A 16,625-nucleotide genomic window follows, 5' to 3' on the forward strand; every position below is an offset into this window, starting at 1 on the left:
ATATTTTAGAGGTATAAACCGCCAGCGGGCAAGCAACAATCGTCTTAGTAATAAATTTATCTGGTATTAGCTTATGCGTCTTATGACGCATGTTGCCTATTTTTATGCATTTTAGTTTTAACGTTAAAGGTTGTTTTTTAACTCATGTAAAGCATTTATAGCTTGGAGTGGTGTCATATTGTCTAGATCTAATGCTTCTAAGGCCTCTTTCAATGCATTGTGATCTGCCTGTTCGAACAAGTCCGGTTGTTGTGGTACGTATGAGGCATGTTTTTGCTTCTTTTTCCCCGCTATTGGGTCAGGCGTTGGTTTTTTGGCGGCTTTTAACGTGACAGGGTCGTCAAGTTCAATGCCAGTCACCACTTCTAATTCCGCCAGTTTATGTTTGGCATGGCTAATAACATTACGCGGAACGCCAGCCAACTGTGCGACTTGCAAGCCATAAGACTGACTAGCGGGCCCAGGATGGACTTTATGCAAGAAGACGATTTCGTCGTCGTATTCGGTGGCAGTCAAATGCACGTTGGCGGCATTGTCTAATTGATCTGCTAATGTGGTGAGTTCGAAATAATGGGTGGCAAATAAAACATAGCACTTAAGATGATTGGCAAGATAGTCCACAGCGGCCCAAGCAAGAGACAAGCCGTCAAAGGTACTTGTCCCACGTCCGACTTCGTCCATTAAGACCAAGCTTTGTTGGGTGGCGTTGTTCAAAATATTGGCCGTTTCTGTCATTTCCACCATGAAGGTAGAGCGTCCACCGGCTAGGTCATCGGAGGAGCCCATGCGAGTAAATATACGATCGACCACCGAAATAGAGGCGGCTTCAGCGGGAACGAAACAGCCCGTATGGGCTAGCAGAGCGATGAGCGCAATTTGTCGCATATAGGTCGATTTACCCCCCATATTGGGGCCTGTGATCATCAACAAAGAGCGCTTGTCGTGCATGTCTAAATCGTTCGGAATGAAGGGGTCGGAAATCACCGACTCGACCACAGGGTGACGTCCTCCTTGGATTTGAATGCCGCCACGGTTGTGTAGTTCTGGTCGCGTGAACATCAGCGCATCGGCCCGTTCTGCGAAAGTATTAAGGACGTCGAGTTGTGCTACCGCTTGGCTGGTGGTTTGTAATTCTCTCAGAAGCTGGTTTAGTCGATCCAGTAATAATTCATACAGCTCTTTCTCTCGAGCAAGGGCTTTGGATTTAGCGCTTAACGCTTTGTCTTCAAATGCTTTGAGTTCCGGCGTAATAAAGCGCTCAGCATTTTTAAGGGTTTGTCGACGAACATATTCTGCTGGTGCTTGATCAGAATGCAAACGGCTAATTTCGATATAATATCCATGAACGCGATTAAAGCCGACTTTAAGTGAGCTAATCCCAGTGCGTTCTTTCTCGCTGCGTTCCATCTCGGCCAAATAATCGGTGGCATTTGTGGACAGAGACAGTAATTCATCCAGTTCAGTGTCATAGCCTTTCGCAAAGATACCGCCATCGCGAACAACTGATGGTGGATTTTCCACCAAGGCGGTGGCTAATGTTTCTGTTAACTCCGGTTGAGCAATCATGCGCCCATTCAAATCTTGTAGGCGAGATGTTTGCGTGGTGGCCAATATTTGATTGATCTCAGGGATGGCTTCCAAGGCAAAACGAAGGCGCAATAAATCGCGAGGTCTGGCTGAACGAAGTGCCACGCGAGACAAGATACGTTCTAAATCGCCGACTTTTTTCAATGGGGTGTCTAATATATCGTAGAGGCGTTCGTCTTTTAGCTCTGCTACAACATCTTGACGGGCTTGGATTTCGTTAATATCGCGAATAGGGGTATGTAACCAACGTTTTAACAGACGACTGCCCATAGGTGTGGCGCAAGTATCCAAAACACTGACGAGCGTGTTGCTGGTGCTACCGGATAAATTCACATCAATTTCCAGATTGCGTCGTGTCGCCCCATCAATTAACACCGAGTCATCTTTATGTTCAACAGTAATGGATTGAATGTGAGGAAGGGTGCTGCGTTGTGTGTCCTTCGCGTATTGCAGTAAGGCGCCCGCTGACGCGATGGCAGCAGTGAGGGATTCACAACCAAATCCTGAGAGATCTTTGGTATTAAACTGTTGGATTAATTGACGGTAGCTGGATTCATAATCAAAGTGCCAAGGGCCTAACTCAGATACCCCTTTTTCTAAGGTGACCCGATCCCGTGCAGGGAAGTCTTCAGAAATTAGAATTTCTCTGGGAGTCAGACGTTGCAATTCACTGCTAAGGGCATCCATTCCATCGACTTCAAACACACAAAAGCGGCCACTGGCCATATCAAGGTAGGAAAAGCCAAATACATCCAAGCCTTTTCGAGACTGATACGCGAGAGATAAAAGCAAATTTTCGCGCTTTTCTTCTAGATACGCTTCATCGCTAATGGTACCAGGAGTCACGATGCGGGCAATTTGACGCTCAACGGGGCCTTTGCTGGTCGCTGGATCACCGACTTGCTCGGCGACAACGACAGATTCTCCCATGCGGACCAAGCGTGCAATGTAGTTCTCAGCCGCGTGAAATGGAATGCCTGCCATAGGAATAGGTTGACCACCAGAGTGTCCTCGTGCCGTTAGAGTAATATCGAGCAATTGAGCGGCACGTTTGGCGTCGTCGTAAAAAAGTTCGTAAAAATCGCCCATACGATAAAACAGCAATTGATGCGGATGCTGGGACTTTAAGCCAAAATATTGGCGCATCATGGGGGTGTGGTTGTCTGTAGACGTTTTACTCATGCGACTGACTCGATTGTGATCCATAAATTAGAGCGCTATTCTACGGGAAATTTCAGCAGTATTTAAGGTGAGAAGGCAATGAGTTTTAAACAGGAAATGACGCTGGCCGCTGAGAGTGTTTCTCAGTTATTACTGAAGAAAAAATGGCAGTTAGTCACGGCTGAGTCGTGTACGGGAGGCTTAATTGGTGCAGTATGTACCGACTTATCTGGCAGCTCTGCTTGGTTTTTTGGTGGGGTGATCAGTTATGCAAACGAAGCCAAAGAACGTGGTTTGGGCGTCTCCCCCGATACACTTAAAAGCCATGGCGCGGTTTCTGAGCAGACCGTTGAGCAAATGTGCTCTGGTGCGTTACGCCTAGGTGGGGATGTTGCCATTGCCGTCAGTGGGGTCGCAGGTCCTAGCGGAGGGACCCAAGACAAACCGGTGGGATGTGTCTATATTGGTTGGCAGGTGAAAGGGAAATCGCCACAAGTGCAGCGCTTTCAATTTGCTGGAGACCGAGAAGCCATTCGTGAAGCCACGGTATTAGCCGCATTTGATGGGCTTATTGAGCAGCTGACTGCAGTTGAAAAATAATACTGTTTTTATATACAGTATTTCTTGAGATTGGTGATAAAACACGATAAAGTTACTCCCAACGAAAACATTCACAAGGGTTTTACTATGTCATCTACGGTAGACAACAAGAAAAAAGCACTCGACGCAGCACTGTCGCAAATTGAACGCCAGTTTGGTAAAGGCGCCATCATGAAAATGGGTGAAGGTGCGAAACTGGACATTGATACGGTTTCAACAGGCTCTTTGGGTCTAGACATTGCATTGGGCGCGGGTGGTTTACCGTATGGTCGTATTTGTGAAATATATGGACCTGAATCTTCAGGTAAAACAACTCTGACGCTAAGTGTCATCGCAGAAGCGCAAAAGCAAGGTAAAACCTGTGCTTTCGTGGACGCGGAGCACGCACTTGATCCTCAATACGCTGAGAAATTGGGCGTCGATATTGCAGAACTGTTGGTATCGCAACCGGATACTGGTGAACAGGCTCTGGAAATTGTAGACATGTTGGTTCGTTCAAACAGTGTAGATGTCATCATTGTTGACTCGGTTGCCGCGTTGGTACCTAAGTCTGAAATCGAAGGAGAAATGGGCGATTCTTCTGTTGGTGTGCAAGCGCGTTTGTTGTCTCAAGCAATGCGTAAACTCACTGGTTCTATTAAGCACGCCAACTGTTTGGTGATTTTTATTAACCAAATTCGTATGAAAATCGGTGTGATGTTCGGTTCACCTGAAACCACAACCGGCGGTAACGCGTTGAAATTCTACTCTTCTGTACGTTTGGATATTCGTCGCATAGGTTCGGTTAAGCAGGGGGATGAAGTTATTGGTAACGAAACCCGTGTAAAAGTCGTGAAAAATAAAGTGGCGCCTCCGTTTAAACAAGCAGAATTCCAAATTCACTACGGTGCAGGAATTTACCGTATGGGCGAGATTATTGATCTAGGCGTCAAACAGAACATTGTTGATAAGTCTGGTGCTTGGTACGCCTACAATGGCAACAAAATTGGACAGGGTAAGGCGAATGCCGCGCAGTTCTTAGCAGATAATCCTGAAATTGCCCAAGAGATCGAAGCGAAAGTGCGTGAAGATCTATTACCAAGTAAAGAAAAAATTGAAGCAGCAAAGGCGGCCAAGGCTGCTGAAAAAGCTGATAAGTCAGATAAACCTGAAGATCAAGCAACTGACGAGTTGGCTTTTTGATTTAGCTGTGCAGTGACCCGATACTTTCGGGCAAATAGATGTTTTCGAAAAAAGCAGACCTTAGGTCTGCTTTTTTCGTTTTAAAGATCTGATGCTTAGGTGCTTTGTGAAGAATGGGGCTTTGAGAAGAATAAGGTTTAGTACTTAGTAGGCGTCTAAACGTGTTGACCGCCATTAACCTGTACTTCTGTACCATTAATGTAGGAGGCACCATTAGAACAAAGGAAGTAGATCAAAGAGGCAACCTCTTCTGGTTTACCAAGGCGTTTCATGGGAACTTCGTTCTCGACTAATACATCCGTGCCCGGAGACAGTATCGAGGTGGCGATTTCCCCTGGTGCAATGGAATTGACTCGAATACCATGCGGTCCAAACTCTGCAGCAAGTTCTCTAGTCAGTGCCGATAGTGCTGCTTTAGAGCAGGCGTATGCGGCGCCAGCAAATGGATGAACTCGCGTGCCAACAATAGACGTTACATTGAGAATGCAGCCTTGAGATTGGCGAAGTTCTTCAAATAGTCCTTTAGCGAGTAAGGCGGTGGAGAAAAGGTTCACATTAAAAACATTGAGCCAAGTGGCGTAATCGGTATCCAATACACCAATACGACTACCATCTGGTCCTTTTGGTGAAATCGCCGCATTATTGACTAATGCATGAAGTTTTCCATTTGGCAGTTTGGCTCTAATGGCCGTGATGGCCTGTTCAATGCCGTTTATATCCGATAAATCCAGATCGATATGATTGTCTTCGCCTTCAGACCAAGGGCATTCCCCATCATTGCTCCATTCTTGGCGAGAGGCTGTGATAACACGCCATCCTGCGGCATTAAAGTGTTTGACTGTCGCATGGCCTATGCCGCGACTCGCTCCGGTTAGCAACAATGTTTTGATTTCTTTCATCTTATGCTCATTAGAACCTTAGTAGGAATTCATCATAGGGGATCAAAATATTTTCAGTCAATGCTTTTTGATTGTGTTTTGAGCGGCTGGTTATTAAGCCAATATGGCGTTTCCTGAACCGCTCTTTTGCCTGCGTTAGTCGGGCTCTAAGGCATACTTAATCTGGTCAAATTCAAACCCACGATACTGTAAATAACGGGTTTGTTTGGCCTTCTCTTTAAAATCTCGTGTGCCTTCAGAGCCAAACTTTCTAACTTTAAGTTCTTTGGCTAATGCAAACCAGTCCGCATCACTTTCTTCGAAGGTTCGTTCGATCACCTCATCGGTGATGCCTTTTTGTTTTAATTCTTGTCTGATGCGCTGTGGTCCTAATGGCTTATTGATTCGGCTTCTCACATAGGATTCTGCAAAGCGCTGATCATTTAGGTAATTCATTTCTAAAAGCGAAGCGATAGTTTGCGCGACCTGCTCGCCCTCATGGCCTTTAACTTTCAATTTGTGAGCCATTTCTTTGGTGGAATGGTCGCGACTTGCCAAAATCGTTAAGGCATGATCCATGGTGGATAGGCTAGGTTTCATCATAAGGCATCTCTACTACGGACTTTCTTCATCATAGCATTTTTAGGTTGATAGAAATATGGAACATTGGTTGAAGTCACCTTAAAGGCCGTTTTAAAAACGGGTTAGATGAAGCTCAAAAGCAATACGATAATTTTCATATGGAATAAACTTTAAATATGGTTTTTTAAGGAATAAATAACTATATTTTATTAAAAAATAAGATGATAAAACTGCTTTTTCTGTGTGAGAATGGGCAAAATAACTTTATGTATTTCTAGGTGGTGTCTATGCGTGTTTGTGTATTAGGTGCGGGTGTTGTTGGTTTAACGTCGGCGTATTATTTGGCGAAAAAAGGCTTTGAAGTGACGGTGGTTGATCGTCAGGAAGGGGTTGCCTTAGAAACCAGCTTTGCCAACGCTGGGCAAATCTCGCCTGGTTACTCTGCGCCGTGGGCAGCACCAGGTATTCCGCTCAAAGCGATTAAATGGTTGATGCAAAAACATGCGCCATTAAAAGTCAGTGCTGAACCAGAACTAAAAAAAGTCGTCTGGATGGGTAAGATGCTTGCCAATTGTACTGAAAAAGCTTACGACGTGAACAAGTCTCGTATGGTGGCGTTGGCGGAATACAGCCGAGACCAGTTTATTGCGATGCGTAAAGAAATCGGTATTCAGTACGATGATGGCCAAGGTGGTTTGACTCAACTATTCCGTAAGGATGAGCAAGTTGAAGCGTCTGCAAAAGACATCAAAGTACTTAAAGCACTGAATGTACCGCATCAAGTATTAACACCGACGCAAATCTTAGAAGTAGAGCCAGGATTGGCACCGGTCATTGATAAATTTAAAGGCGGATTACGTCTTGTTGGTGATGAAACAGGTGACTGCTTTATTTTTTGTCAGGAATTGAAAAAACATTGTGATGAATTGGGGGTAACCTTTAAATTCAATACAGGCATTGAGCGTTTGGTAGTAGAAGGTGGTAAAATTCGCGCGGTTAAAACCAGTCAAGGTGATCTTGAAGTAGATAATGTCTTGGTTTGCATGGGAAGTTTCTCTAAAGAACTGCTGCAAGCGATTAATATTTCCATTCCTGTGTATCCAGTAAAAGGCTATTCCTTAACGGTGCCCATTACTGATGCTCAGTTTGCACCAACATCAACAGTGATGGATGAAACCTATAAAGTGGCAGTGACGCGCTTAGGGGGGCGTATTCGCGCCGCTGGGACCGCAGAGCTTAATGGGTATAATTTAGATTTGCCAAAAGTGCGTACCGAAACCATTACGCATGTCGTAAAAGATTTGTTTAATCAAGGTTGCGACTTATCGCAAGCAGATTATTGGACGGGGCTTCGTCCAATGACACCAGATGGTACGCCAGTGGTTGGGCGCAGTGGCGTCGATGGACTGTATTTGAACACAGGTCACGGTACCCTTGGTTGGACGATGAGTTGTGGTTCCGCTGCCGTTATTGCTGACATTATGTCGGGTGATCGAACTGAGATCGACTCTCAAGACCTTTCTGTTCAACGTTATCAGTAATAAGGGGTAAACATGGCCAGGCCGCTCACCGCAACGATTGATTTAGAGGCCATTCTCTATAATTATCGTTATGCGAAAAAGTTACAGCCGACTTGTAAGGCGTTTGCTGTGGTAAAAAGCAATGCCTATGGGCATGGCGCAATTGAAGTGTCTCGATACTTAGATGATGAGGTGGATGCCTTTGCCGTCGCGGCCATTGAAGAAGCGATGGCATTACGACAAGTAGGGGTCAAATCGCCTATATTGTTGTTAGAAGGGGTATTTGAAGGGGATGAATGGCATCTCTGTGAAAAGCATGGTTTTTGGTCTGCTCTAGAAAATACTCAGCAACTAGAAGCATTGACTCATAGCAAAGCCAGTATAGAAAAAGTGTTCTTAAAACTGGACTCAGGCATGCATCGCCTTGGGGTGAACAAAGACACGGCCCCGTCTTTTGTGGCGGCATTAAAAGACAGTGGTCAAGTGGGCGAAGTCGTATTGATGACACACTTTGCTTGTGCCGACGATTTGGCCGACTCCGCCACTCTGGATCAGCTGACCTACTTTGAGCAAACTCGTCAGAGTCTAGGGGAGCCGATAGAGGCCAGTGTTGCCAACTCGGCGGCCATAATGAAGTGGCAAGTGCCTGAAGGGGGATGGATCCGTCCTGGAATAATGCTGTACGGTATTTCGCCGTTTGCTGAGGTTAGTGGTCGCTCGATTGGGTTGCGCCCTGCCATGACCTTATCTTCCAAAGTCATTTCAACCAGATCTTTACAAAAAGGGGATCGTGTTGGTTATGGGTTAGGATATGTTGCGCCGGAAGATCATGTTTTGGCTACTGTCGCCGCTGGTTATGGTGATGGTTATCCACGCCATGCTGAAAATGGCACCCCTTTACAGGTCGATGGTCGCTCGGCTTGTTTGGCTGGTCGGGTGTCTATGGACATGATTACCGTGCGTGTCGAGGGAGATGGTGTGCCGCAAATGGGGGATGAGGTCGTTCTCTGGGGAGGCGAGGTTCCTGTGGAAGACGTTGCCCGTTATGCAGGTACCATCGGCTATGAATTAGTCACACGTATGACGTCAAGGCCTCATTATCGCTACCGTTTTGGTGAGGAAGATACCTAATATTCCTCGAAAAATAATAGGCAAAAGTCGGTTTCCTAAGAGAAATCGTACTTTTGCTTAAGTTTTGTGCAAAATAAGCTTAAAATCCCCTCGGTTTCTTTTGAAAATACCTGTCCTTTGCGTGTACTATTTTGTGCTTTTCATTGCACAGAATTGGCATCTTTATAAGCCATTCGCGCAGTTCAATTCGCCAAACTAATTAAGAGATAGAGACTCATCCAATTATGAAGAGTTCTGAGTTACGCCAGTCATTTTTATCCTTCTTCGAAAGTAAGCAGCATCAGATTGTTGAATCCAGCTCTTTGGTTCCTGGAAACGACCCTACTTTGCTGTTTACTAATGCCGGTATGGTTCAATTTAAAGACGTCTTTCTTGGGGACGATATTCGTCCTTATAAGCGAGCGACAACCTCACAACGCTGTGTTCGTGCGGGTGGCAAGCACAATGACTTGGAGAACGTAGGCTATACAGCTCGTCACCATACCTTCTTCGAAATGCTTGGTAACTTTAGTTTTGGTGATTATTTCAAAAAAGAAGCCATTGCCTATGCATGGGAGTTTCTGACAGAGGTTTTGAAGCTGCCAAAAGACAAGTTGCTGGTCACTGTTTATGCAGAGGACGATGAAGCTTTCGATATTTGGCATAAAAATATCGGTTTACCAGCCGAGAAAATCATTCGTATTGGCGACAATAAAGGCGGCCGTTATCAGTCCGATAATTTCTGGGCGATGGGTGACACTGGACCTTGTGGACCTTGTACAGAAGTTTTCTATGATCACGGTGAGCATATTTGGGGTGGGCCTCCAGGCTCTCTAGAAGAAGACGGTGACCGTTTCATCGAAATCTGGAACGTGGTTTTCATGCAATTTAATCGCTCTGCAGACGGGGTAATGGCACCGTTGCCAAAACCTTCTGTTGATACGGGGATGGGGTTGGAGCGTATCGCGGCGATTCTTCAAGGTGTCCACAGTAACTACGAAATCGATTTGTTCCAAAACTTAATCGCCGCGTCTGCTAAAGCGGTGGGAACGAGCGATTTATCCTCTCAGTCGCTGCGCGTGATTGCTGACCATATTCGTTCTTGTTCGTTCATGATCGTTGATGGTGTGGTGCCTTCTAACGAAGGTCGAGGCTATGTTTTGCGTCGTATCATTCGTCGTGCCGTTCGCCATGGTAATAAGCTGGGGCAAAAAGGCGCATTCTTCTATACCTTGGTTGATGCATTAGACATTGAAATGGGTGAGGCTTATCCAGAGCTTCGCAAGTTGAAAGATCGTGTCGCGTCTATTTTATTGAAAGAAGAAGAGCAGTTTGCAAAAACCCTGGATCAAGGGATGAAAATTCTTGAAGAAGCGATTGCCAACCTAGGTGATCAAACGGTGATTCCTGGCGACATTATCTTCAAACTGTATGACACCTTTGGCTTTCCATACGACTTAACTCAAGATGTTGCCCGAGAAAGCGGCCTTGAGATGGATGTGGCGGGTTTTGATGAAGCCATGGAAGCCCAACGTACGCGCGCGCGATCAGCCAGCAACTTTGCGATGGATATGTCGGGTGGTGTGCGCCTTGAGTCAGTGACCAACTTTACTGGATACGATTACCTAGAAGGGGTGTGTGAAGTTGAGATGATTCTTGTTGATGGTAACGCTGTCGAAGCAATCGAAGCAGGTCAATCGGCCGTAGTGGTATTGAAATCGACACCTTTCTATGGCGAATCCGGCGGTCAGGTAGGCGATCAAGGTTGGTTGCGTGGTGCGGGTGCCTTTAAAGTCACTAACACGACAAAACAAGGCAAGGCCCATTTGCACCATGGTGAACTAAAAGAAGGTCGTCTGGCTGTAGGGGATGAGGTTACTGGCCAGGTAGATCGGTCTCTGCGTATGGCAACCACATTGAATCACTCAGCTACGCACTTAATGCACGAAGCATTAAGACGCGTGCTAGGCGACCATGTCATGCAAAAAGGCTCTTTGGTTGATTCTGAGCGTTTACGTTTTGACTTCTCTCATTTTGAAGGCGTGACAGCTGCAGAGATTGAGCAAATTGAAGACATGGTGAATGAACAAATTCGTTTGAACCGACCTGTTGAAACAGAGATCATGGATATCGAAGCGGCGAAAGCGAAAGGTGCCATGGCGTTGTTTGGTGAAAAATACGATAGCCAAGTACGTGTATTGACAATGGGGGCGGATTATTCCATTGAACTTTGTGGTGGTACGCATGTTAAACGTACTGGTGATATCGGTTTGTTCAAGATTCTTTTTGAAAACGGTATTGCGGCAGGAGTTCGTCGTATTGAAGCGGTAACGGGTAAGGCTGCGATTGATGCTACACGCCAAACGGAAGCTGCCCTTAATAGCATTGCCAGCTTGGTAAAAGGCAATAAAGACTCTGCGCTGGATAAAGTCGTGGCACTAAATGATCATGCGCGCGCCTTACAAAAAGAGTTGGATGTGCTGAAAGGGAAAATGGCGGCGTTGGCTGGAGCGGATTTGGCTTCTCAGGCCGTTGATATTAATGGTGGTAAGTTGCTGGTGGCTCAAGTGGAAGTAAGTGACCCTAAAGCGTTACGTGATTTACTAGATGAGCTAAAAAGTAAACTTGAATCAGCGGTTGTATTATTGGCAGCGGTGAATGATGGCAAGGTCAGTTTGATCGCAGGTGTGACGAAAGAACTAACCAAACAAATAAAAGCTGGGGATTTGATTAAAATGGTCGCGCCTTTTGTGGATGGTAAAGGCGGTGGTCGTCCCGATATGGCACAAGCTGGCGGTAACAACCCAGCTGGGTTGGTAGAAGCATTGGCGGCGGTACCCGATTGGGTTGCTGAACGCGTTTAAATCGATTCGCTCATCTTTGAGCATTTTTTGTGAGTAGAAGAAAGCTATGGCGTTGTTAGTTCAAAAATACGGCGGTACGTCGGTGGGTACGGTTGAACGTATCGAAGCCGTTGCAGACCGAGTGCTTAAGCACAAGCGACAGGGGGATGATATCGTGGTTGTGGTTTCCGCCATGAGTGGCGAAACTAATCGATTGATTGAATTAGCAAAAAATATTCAATCGGCCCCCGATACTCGTGAAATGGATGTCTTGTTGTCCACTGGTGAGCAGGTAACCATTGCGTTGTTATCGATGGCACTATTGAAGCGTGGTTTGGACGCTCGATCATATACTGGCGCTCAGGTGCGTATTACAACTGACAGCGCCCATGGCAAAGCGCGTATTCAAAAAATTGATACCGACGCAATGAGAGCTGATTTAGAGGCTGGACGTGTCATTGTGGTGGCGGGTTTTCAAGGGGCTGATGAACTAGGCAATATTACAACGCTTGGGCGTGGCGGTTCTGACACCACTGGTGTTGCGTTAGCGGCGGCTCTGAAGGCGGATGAGTGCCAAATTTATACCGACGTCGATGGTGTTTACACAACCGATCCTCGTGTTGTAGACAGTGCCCGTCGTATGGATAAAATCACATTTGAAGAAATGTTGGAAATGGCGAGCTTGGGCTCAAAGGTGTTGCAAATCCGCGCTGTTGAGTTCGCAGGTAAATACCAAGTCCCGTTAAGGGTTCTATCAAGTTTTGTAGAAGGTGAAGGTACGTTGATTACGACAGAGGAGAATGAAAACATGGAACAGCCAGCTGTTTCAGGCATTGCGTTTAATCGTAATGAGGCCAAACTAACCCTCAAAGGGGTGCCAGATACACCAGGTATTGCAGCACGTATTCTCGGTCCTATCAGTGATGCAAACATTGAAGTGGATATGATTGTTCAAAACGTCTCTGCTGATGGCACAACGGATTTTACCTTTACGGTAGATCGTAATGATCACGATAAAGCTTTGTCTATCCTCAAGGGAATCGAAGGTGAACTAGGGGCTCGCATGGTGATGTCTGATGCGAAAATCGCCAAGGTATCTATTGTGGGCGTCGGTATGCGTTCTCATGCAGGGGTTGCCAGCAGCATGTTTAGAGCCCTTGCTAAAGAGTCTATTAATATTCAGCTCATTTCAACATCTGAGATCAAGGTTTCTGTCATCATTGATGAGAAGTACATGGAGTTGGCTGTACGAGCTTTGCATTCGGCCTTTAAATTGAGTGACAGTGCTGCTGGTGTGAGTGAGGAGTAACACCTTCTCACACAATGGACACAAAAAAGTGACATCTTGGTCACAATATAACCACAAAAATGAGTTGGCTAATTATTTCTCTTAGCGTTACAATTCTCTTTGTAGGAATTGCCCTACAATAACTGTAGGGCAATTCGCGATTATTGAATAAAGGAATTCTAGGGAGAAATGTTATGCTTATTCTTACTCGTCGTGTTGGTGAAGCGTTGATGGTTGGTGACGAAGTATCTGTAACCGTATTAGGTGTTAAAGGTAATCAGGTGCGTATTGGTATTAATGCGCCAAAGGATGTATCTGTTCACCGTGAAGAGATTTATCTTCGCATCCAAAAAGAGCAGAATGACGAAAAAACTGAAGAGTAATTTTTTTTTAAAAAAGGGTTTACAAGACAGGTGTGTCGTATATAATGCGCACCACTTGTTACGGAGAGTTGGCCGAGTGGCTGAAGGCGCGCCCCTGCTAAGGGTGTATGGGTTAACACTCATCGAGGGTTCGAATCCCTCACTCTCCGCCATTCAAGTTCACTATTTAGGATTAGGTCAATCCTTGGTTACCTAAAGTGTGATTGAAAAGTTTGAAGATTTTGCATCCGTAGCTCAGCTGGATAGAGTACTCGGCTACGAACCGAGCGGTCAGAGGTTCGAATCCTCTCGGATGCACCATTTCAAATGTATCTTTTAGAGACTATCCTCTCTTTTTGTAAAAGATATTAAGTGATCGAAAGATCATTGGATTATTGTTGTGCATCCGTAGCTCAGCTGGATAGAGTACTCGGCTACGAACCGAGCGGTCAGAGGTTCGAATCCTCTCGGATGCACCATTCCAAATATCTCTTTTAGAGACTACCCTCTCATATTATTTTTAAAGATAACAGTGTCGTAAGGCAATCAGTTATTGTTGTGCATCCGTAGCTCAGCTGGATAGAGTACTCGGCTACGAACCGAGCGGTCAGAGGTTCGAATCCTCTCGGATGCACCATTACTGAGGGTATCTTATTTCTCTTCTAGTTCTCTTTCCCGTTCTGTTTTTAATCAAACCTATTCATTCTTATGACATCCTTGTCATTATTTTCTTAGCTACTTATTGTTGCACTGCACGTATTTACTTAAAGAATGGTATTCAGCTTAAGCGAGAGGTGATGCTTTCTCTTGTGCGATGCTATTAAAGGTCTGTATTAGCTCGTCTATTGTTTGACAGCGTCGAAGTGGCTGCAAATTATCTCTTATATCCGTAAAGCCAAAGCGGAGATGACCGCACCATTGTTTTAATCGACCCAAAGTTGCTACATTGTCATAATGCTGTTGTAGTGCTTTAGAATAATCACGAAATATTGTGGCGAGAGAGCTGAGATTGGTTTGGGATGCCTTGCCATTAATCTGATCTCGTATTATCTGAAAGGTGAAGGGGTTATTAAGTGCTCCTCGGCCAATCATAAAGTGATGGCAGCCAGTGATAGATTGGCAGCGTAGTAGGGATTCTGTATCGATAATGTCACCGTTCGCGACCACGATCATGTTCGTTTTATCTTGTATCTTGCCAATTTTTTCCCAGCGTGCAGGTGGTTTGTAGCCATCTTTTTTGGTGCGCCCATGAATGGTTAGAGTTCCTACTCCAGCAGCCTCAATGGCGGCAACGTTATCGAAGAGTAATGCTTCATCATTAAATCCCAAACGAATTTTTGCGGATAAAGGTGTCTGCTCCGGGAGGGCTAGGCGGATGGCATTCATAATGTCATAAAGCATAGACGGATCTTGCAGTAATACGGACCCACCACCATGACCATTGACCCGTTTCGCAGGGCAACCAAAATTCACATCAATATGCGATGCGCCAGCATTCACCGCATTAAGGGCGCTTTCTGCCATTAATTCGGCATGGCTTCCTAAAAGCTGGGTATGGACAGGGTGGTGGAAAAAAGTTTGTGAATTATTCGCGTTTTCAGGTATCAGCCGCTTAAATGAAGAAGTAGGAATGGGGTATTGAGTGACGCGTACAAACTCAGACACTAAATAATCCATGCCGCCAATTTTTGACAACAAATGACGCATTGTATGATCCATGACACCTTCCATTGGGGCAACGGCAAGTATTATGTCTTGAGTTTGTCTTTTTATTTCAAAAAATAAGGACGATTTTTTAATATTGTTCACAAAATATGTCAAACTGTTGTGTTTAAAAAATATAAAACTGTTCTGAGTTGTGTTAAAAGTAACCAATTTGATCAAAAGCAGCCCGAGAAAGGTGCATATGATCACAATCAATGAAGACACACAAGACACTTATGTTAAGGGTTCTGATGCTATGAATGGATTACTTGAGGATGGCTTGGGATTAATGGTGTTGGGAATGGGATTTGTCTTCCTATTTCTAGTTGTATTGATTTATGCAACAGGCTTTATGTCAACGGTTATTCATCGCTTTTTTCCCGAATTACCAGAAAAGATCGAGTCGCCAGCTATTAAACAAGCCGACTCCAAGCAGGTTGCTGGTTCTCATTCGACCATGGATTCAAAAGTGGTGGCAGCGATTACCGCCGCCATTCATCAACATAGAAACAAATAACTCACCTTTTATTAATGATTATTGTCAGAGGCTGAAATATGACAGCAGTAAAACACCCCCTCGGGATTACCGATGTTGTTCTGCGTGATGCCCATCAATCCCTATTTGCTACGCGTATGCGCATTGACGATATGCTGCCCATTGCTGAGGCGTTAGATCAAGTTGGTTTTTGGTCGCTAGAATCTTGGGGTGGGGCAACATTTGATGCATGTATTCGTTATCTTGGTGAGGACCCTTGGGACCGAATCCGCGAGTTAAAAAAGGCCATGCCAAAAACGCCACAGCAAATGCTGCTGCGAGGTCAGAATCTATTAGGTTATCGACATTATGCTGATGATGTGGTTACAAAGTTTGTTGAGCGTGCTGCGACCAATGGGGTGGATGTTTTTCGTATTTTTGATGCGATGAATGACCCTCGTAACCTAGCAACTACCATTAAAGCGGTTAAACAGCAGAACAAGCATGCACAAGGTACTATTTCATACACCAAAAGCCCAGTGCACTCCACTCAAAATTGGGTGGATTATGCGAAAACCTTGGAAGACATGGGGGCGGATTCCATCGCAATCAAAGATATGTCTGGTATTTTGACGCCCTACGATGCTTTTGAATTAGTGAGCTTGTTGAAAGAGCAAACGGATTTAGAAGTACAGCTTCATGCTCATGCAACCTCTGGCTTATCAGATATGACCATTCTAAAGGCCATCGAGGCGGGTATAGATCGTGTTGATACAGCTATTTCTTCCATGTCAATGACATACGGTCACACTTCAACTGAAGCGGTTGTCGCTGCATTGCAAGGAACCGAGCGTGACACAGGGTTAGATCTGGCGCGTTTAGAGGAAATCGCGACCTATTTTAGAGGCGTTCGTAAAAAATATGCGGCGTTTGAAGGATCATTACGAGGCACTGACTCTCGTATTCTGATAGCACAAGTACCAGGTGGTATGCTCACCAATATGGAGAGTCAGCTCAAAGAGCAGGGTGCATCCGATAAATTTGACGATGTGTTGGCTGAAATCCCTAGAGTGCGTGAAGACTTAGGTTTCATTCCATTGGTAACGCCAACATCCCAAATAGTCGGCACTCAAGCAGTGTTGAATGTGCTAACCGGTGAGCGTTATAAATCCATCTCTAAAGAAACTGCAGGGGTATTAAAGGGGGAGTATGGCGCTGCTCCTGCTCCGTTTAATAAAGCTTTGCAAGAAAAAGTGTTAAATGGTGCGGAGCCGATTACCTGTCGTCCTGCCGATCTGCTTTCTCCTGAAATAGATAAATTAACAGAAGAGTT

At 45.2% G+C, this 16,625-nt stretch carries 13 protein-coding genes and 4 tRNA genes (1 of these 17 cut by a window edge); 13 read left to right on the forward strand and 4 right to left on the reverse strand.

What is annotated here, in order from left to right; all coding sequences use genetic code 11:
* Positions 1-123: 123 nt before the first annotated feature.
* On the reverse strand, positions 124-2,769 hold the full coding sequence (gene mutS, locus AC0VYI_RS04780; RefSeq protein WP_475447671.1) for a DNA mismatch repair protein MutS: 2,646 nt from the start codon (positions 2,767-2,769) through the stop codon (positions 124-126).
* A 78-nt stretch (positions 2,770-2,847) separates the two neighbouring features.
* On the opposite strand from mutS, the gene AC0VYI_RS04785 reads away from it, so the two are divergent.
* Both AC0VYI_RS04785 and recA read left to right on the forward strand, forming a co-directional pair.
* Complete coding sequence (locus AC0VYI_RS04785; protein ID WP_475447673.1) at positions 2,848-3,348, forward strand: CinA family protein; 501 nt, start codon at positions 2,848-2,850, stop codon at positions 3,346-3,348.
* An 87-nt stretch (positions 3,349-3,435) separates the two neighbouring features.
* A complete protein-coding gene (recA, locus tag AC0VYI_RS04790) occupies positions 3,436-4,530 on the forward strand; it encodes a recombinase RecA (RefSeq protein WP_199477911.1) in 1,095 nt (364 codons plus the stop codon).
* 155 nt (positions 4,531-4,685) lie between these two features.
* On the opposite strand, the gene AC0VYI_RS04795 is transcribed toward recA, so the two are convergent.
* Together AC0VYI_RS04795 and recX are read right to left on the reverse strand one after the other, a co-directional pair.
* On the reverse strand, positions 4,686-5,429 hold the full coding sequence (locus AC0VYI_RS04795) for an SDR family NAD(P)-dependent oxidoreductase (RefSeq protein WP_199477910.1): 744 nt from the start codon (positions 5,427-5,429) through the stop codon (positions 4,686-4,688).
* A gap of 135 nt (positions 5,430-5,564) precedes the next feature.
* Positions 5,565-6,011 (reverse strand): recombination regulator RecX, encoded by a 447-nt coding sequence (gene recX / locus AC0VYI_RS04800; RefSeq protein WP_475447676.1) that lies wholly within the window; start codon positions 6,009-6,011, stop codon positions 5,565-5,567.
* A gap of 266 nt (positions 6,012-6,277) precedes the next feature.
* On the opposite strand from recX, the gene AC0VYI_RS04805 reads away from it, so the two are divergent.
* From AC0VYI_RS04805 to AC0VYI_RS04845, 9 genes are all read left to right on the forward strand, one after another.
* On the forward strand, positions 6,278-7,531 hold the full coding sequence (locus AC0VYI_RS04805) for a D-amino acid dehydrogenase (RefSeq protein WP_475447678.1): 1,254 nt from the start codon (positions 6,278-6,280) through the stop codon (positions 7,529-7,531).
* Positions 7,532-7,543: 12 nt separating this feature from the next.
* Entirely contained in the window at positions 7,544-8,641 is a 1,098-nt protein-coding gene (gene alr, locus AC0VYI_RS04810) for an alanine racemase (RefSeq protein WP_475447680.1), read from the forward strand.
* Between the two features lie 224 nt (positions 8,642-8,865).
* A complete protein-coding gene (alaS, locus tag AC0VYI_RS04815) occupies positions 8,866-11,484 on the forward strand; it encodes an alanine--tRNA ligase (protein ID WP_475447682.1) in 2,619 nt (872 codons plus the stop codon).
* Between the two features lie 46 nt (positions 11,485-11,530).
* A complete protein-coding gene (locus AC0VYI_RS04820) occupies positions 11,531-12,772 on the forward strand; it encodes an aspartate kinase (protein WP_199477906.1) in 1,242 nt (413 codons plus the stop codon).
* Positions 12,773-12,945: 173 nt separating this feature from the next.
* Positions 12,946-13,134, forward strand: coding sequence for a carbon storage regulator CsrA (csrA, locus tag AC0VYI_RS04825; RefSeq protein ID WP_199477905.1), 189 nt, complete (start codon positions 12,946-12,948; stop codon positions 13,132-13,134).
* A gap of 62 nt (positions 13,135-13,196) precedes the next feature.
* Positions 13,197-13,286 (forward strand) — tRNA-Ser (locus tag AC0VYI_RS04830).
* A gap of 71 nt (positions 13,287-13,357) precedes the next feature.
* Positions 13,358-13,434: transfer RNA gene (locus tag AC0VYI_RS04835), tRNA-Arg, on the forward strand.
* A gap of 81 nt (positions 13,435-13,515) precedes the next feature.
* Positions 13,516-13,592: transfer RNA gene (locus AC0VYI_RS04840), tRNA-Arg, on the forward strand.
* An 81-nt stretch (positions 13,593-13,673) separates the two neighbouring features.
* Positions 13,674-13,750, forward strand: a tRNA-Arg gene (locus AC0VYI_RS04845).
* A gap of 146 nt (positions 13,751-13,896) precedes the next feature.
* Here the strand turns inward: AC0VYI_RS04845 and AC0VYI_RS04850 are convergent.
* Positions 13,897-14,844: a tRNA dihydrouridine synthase gene (locus AC0VYI_RS04850; RefSeq protein ID WP_475449790.1), complete on the reverse strand. Its 948-nt coding sequence runs from the start codon at positions 14,842-14,844 to the stop codon at positions 13,897-13,899.
* Between the two features lie 175 nt (positions 14,845-15,019).
* Between AC0VYI_RS04850 and AC0VYI_RS04855 the strand changes: the two genes are divergently transcribed.
* Positions 15,020-15,334, forward strand: coding sequence for an OadG family protein (locus AC0VYI_RS04855; RefSeq protein ID WP_475447684.1), 315 nt, complete (start codon positions 15,020-15,022; stop codon positions 15,332-15,334).
* A 38-nt stretch (positions 15,335-15,372) separates the two neighbouring features.
* Positions 15,373-16,625, forward strand: the 5' portion of a protein-coding gene (oadA, locus tag AC0VYI_RS04860; RefSeq protein WP_475447686.1) for a sodium-extruding oxaloacetate decarboxylase subunit alpha. Its footprint extends 553 nt past the window's final position; 1,253 of the gene's 1,806 nt are visible here — the first part of the coding sequence; the start codon lies at positions 15,373-15,375; its stop codon lies off the right edge, out of view.

Source organism: Marinomonas sp. 63XJN7_9_ISO-PGPR-S23-217, from assembly GCF_056173515.1.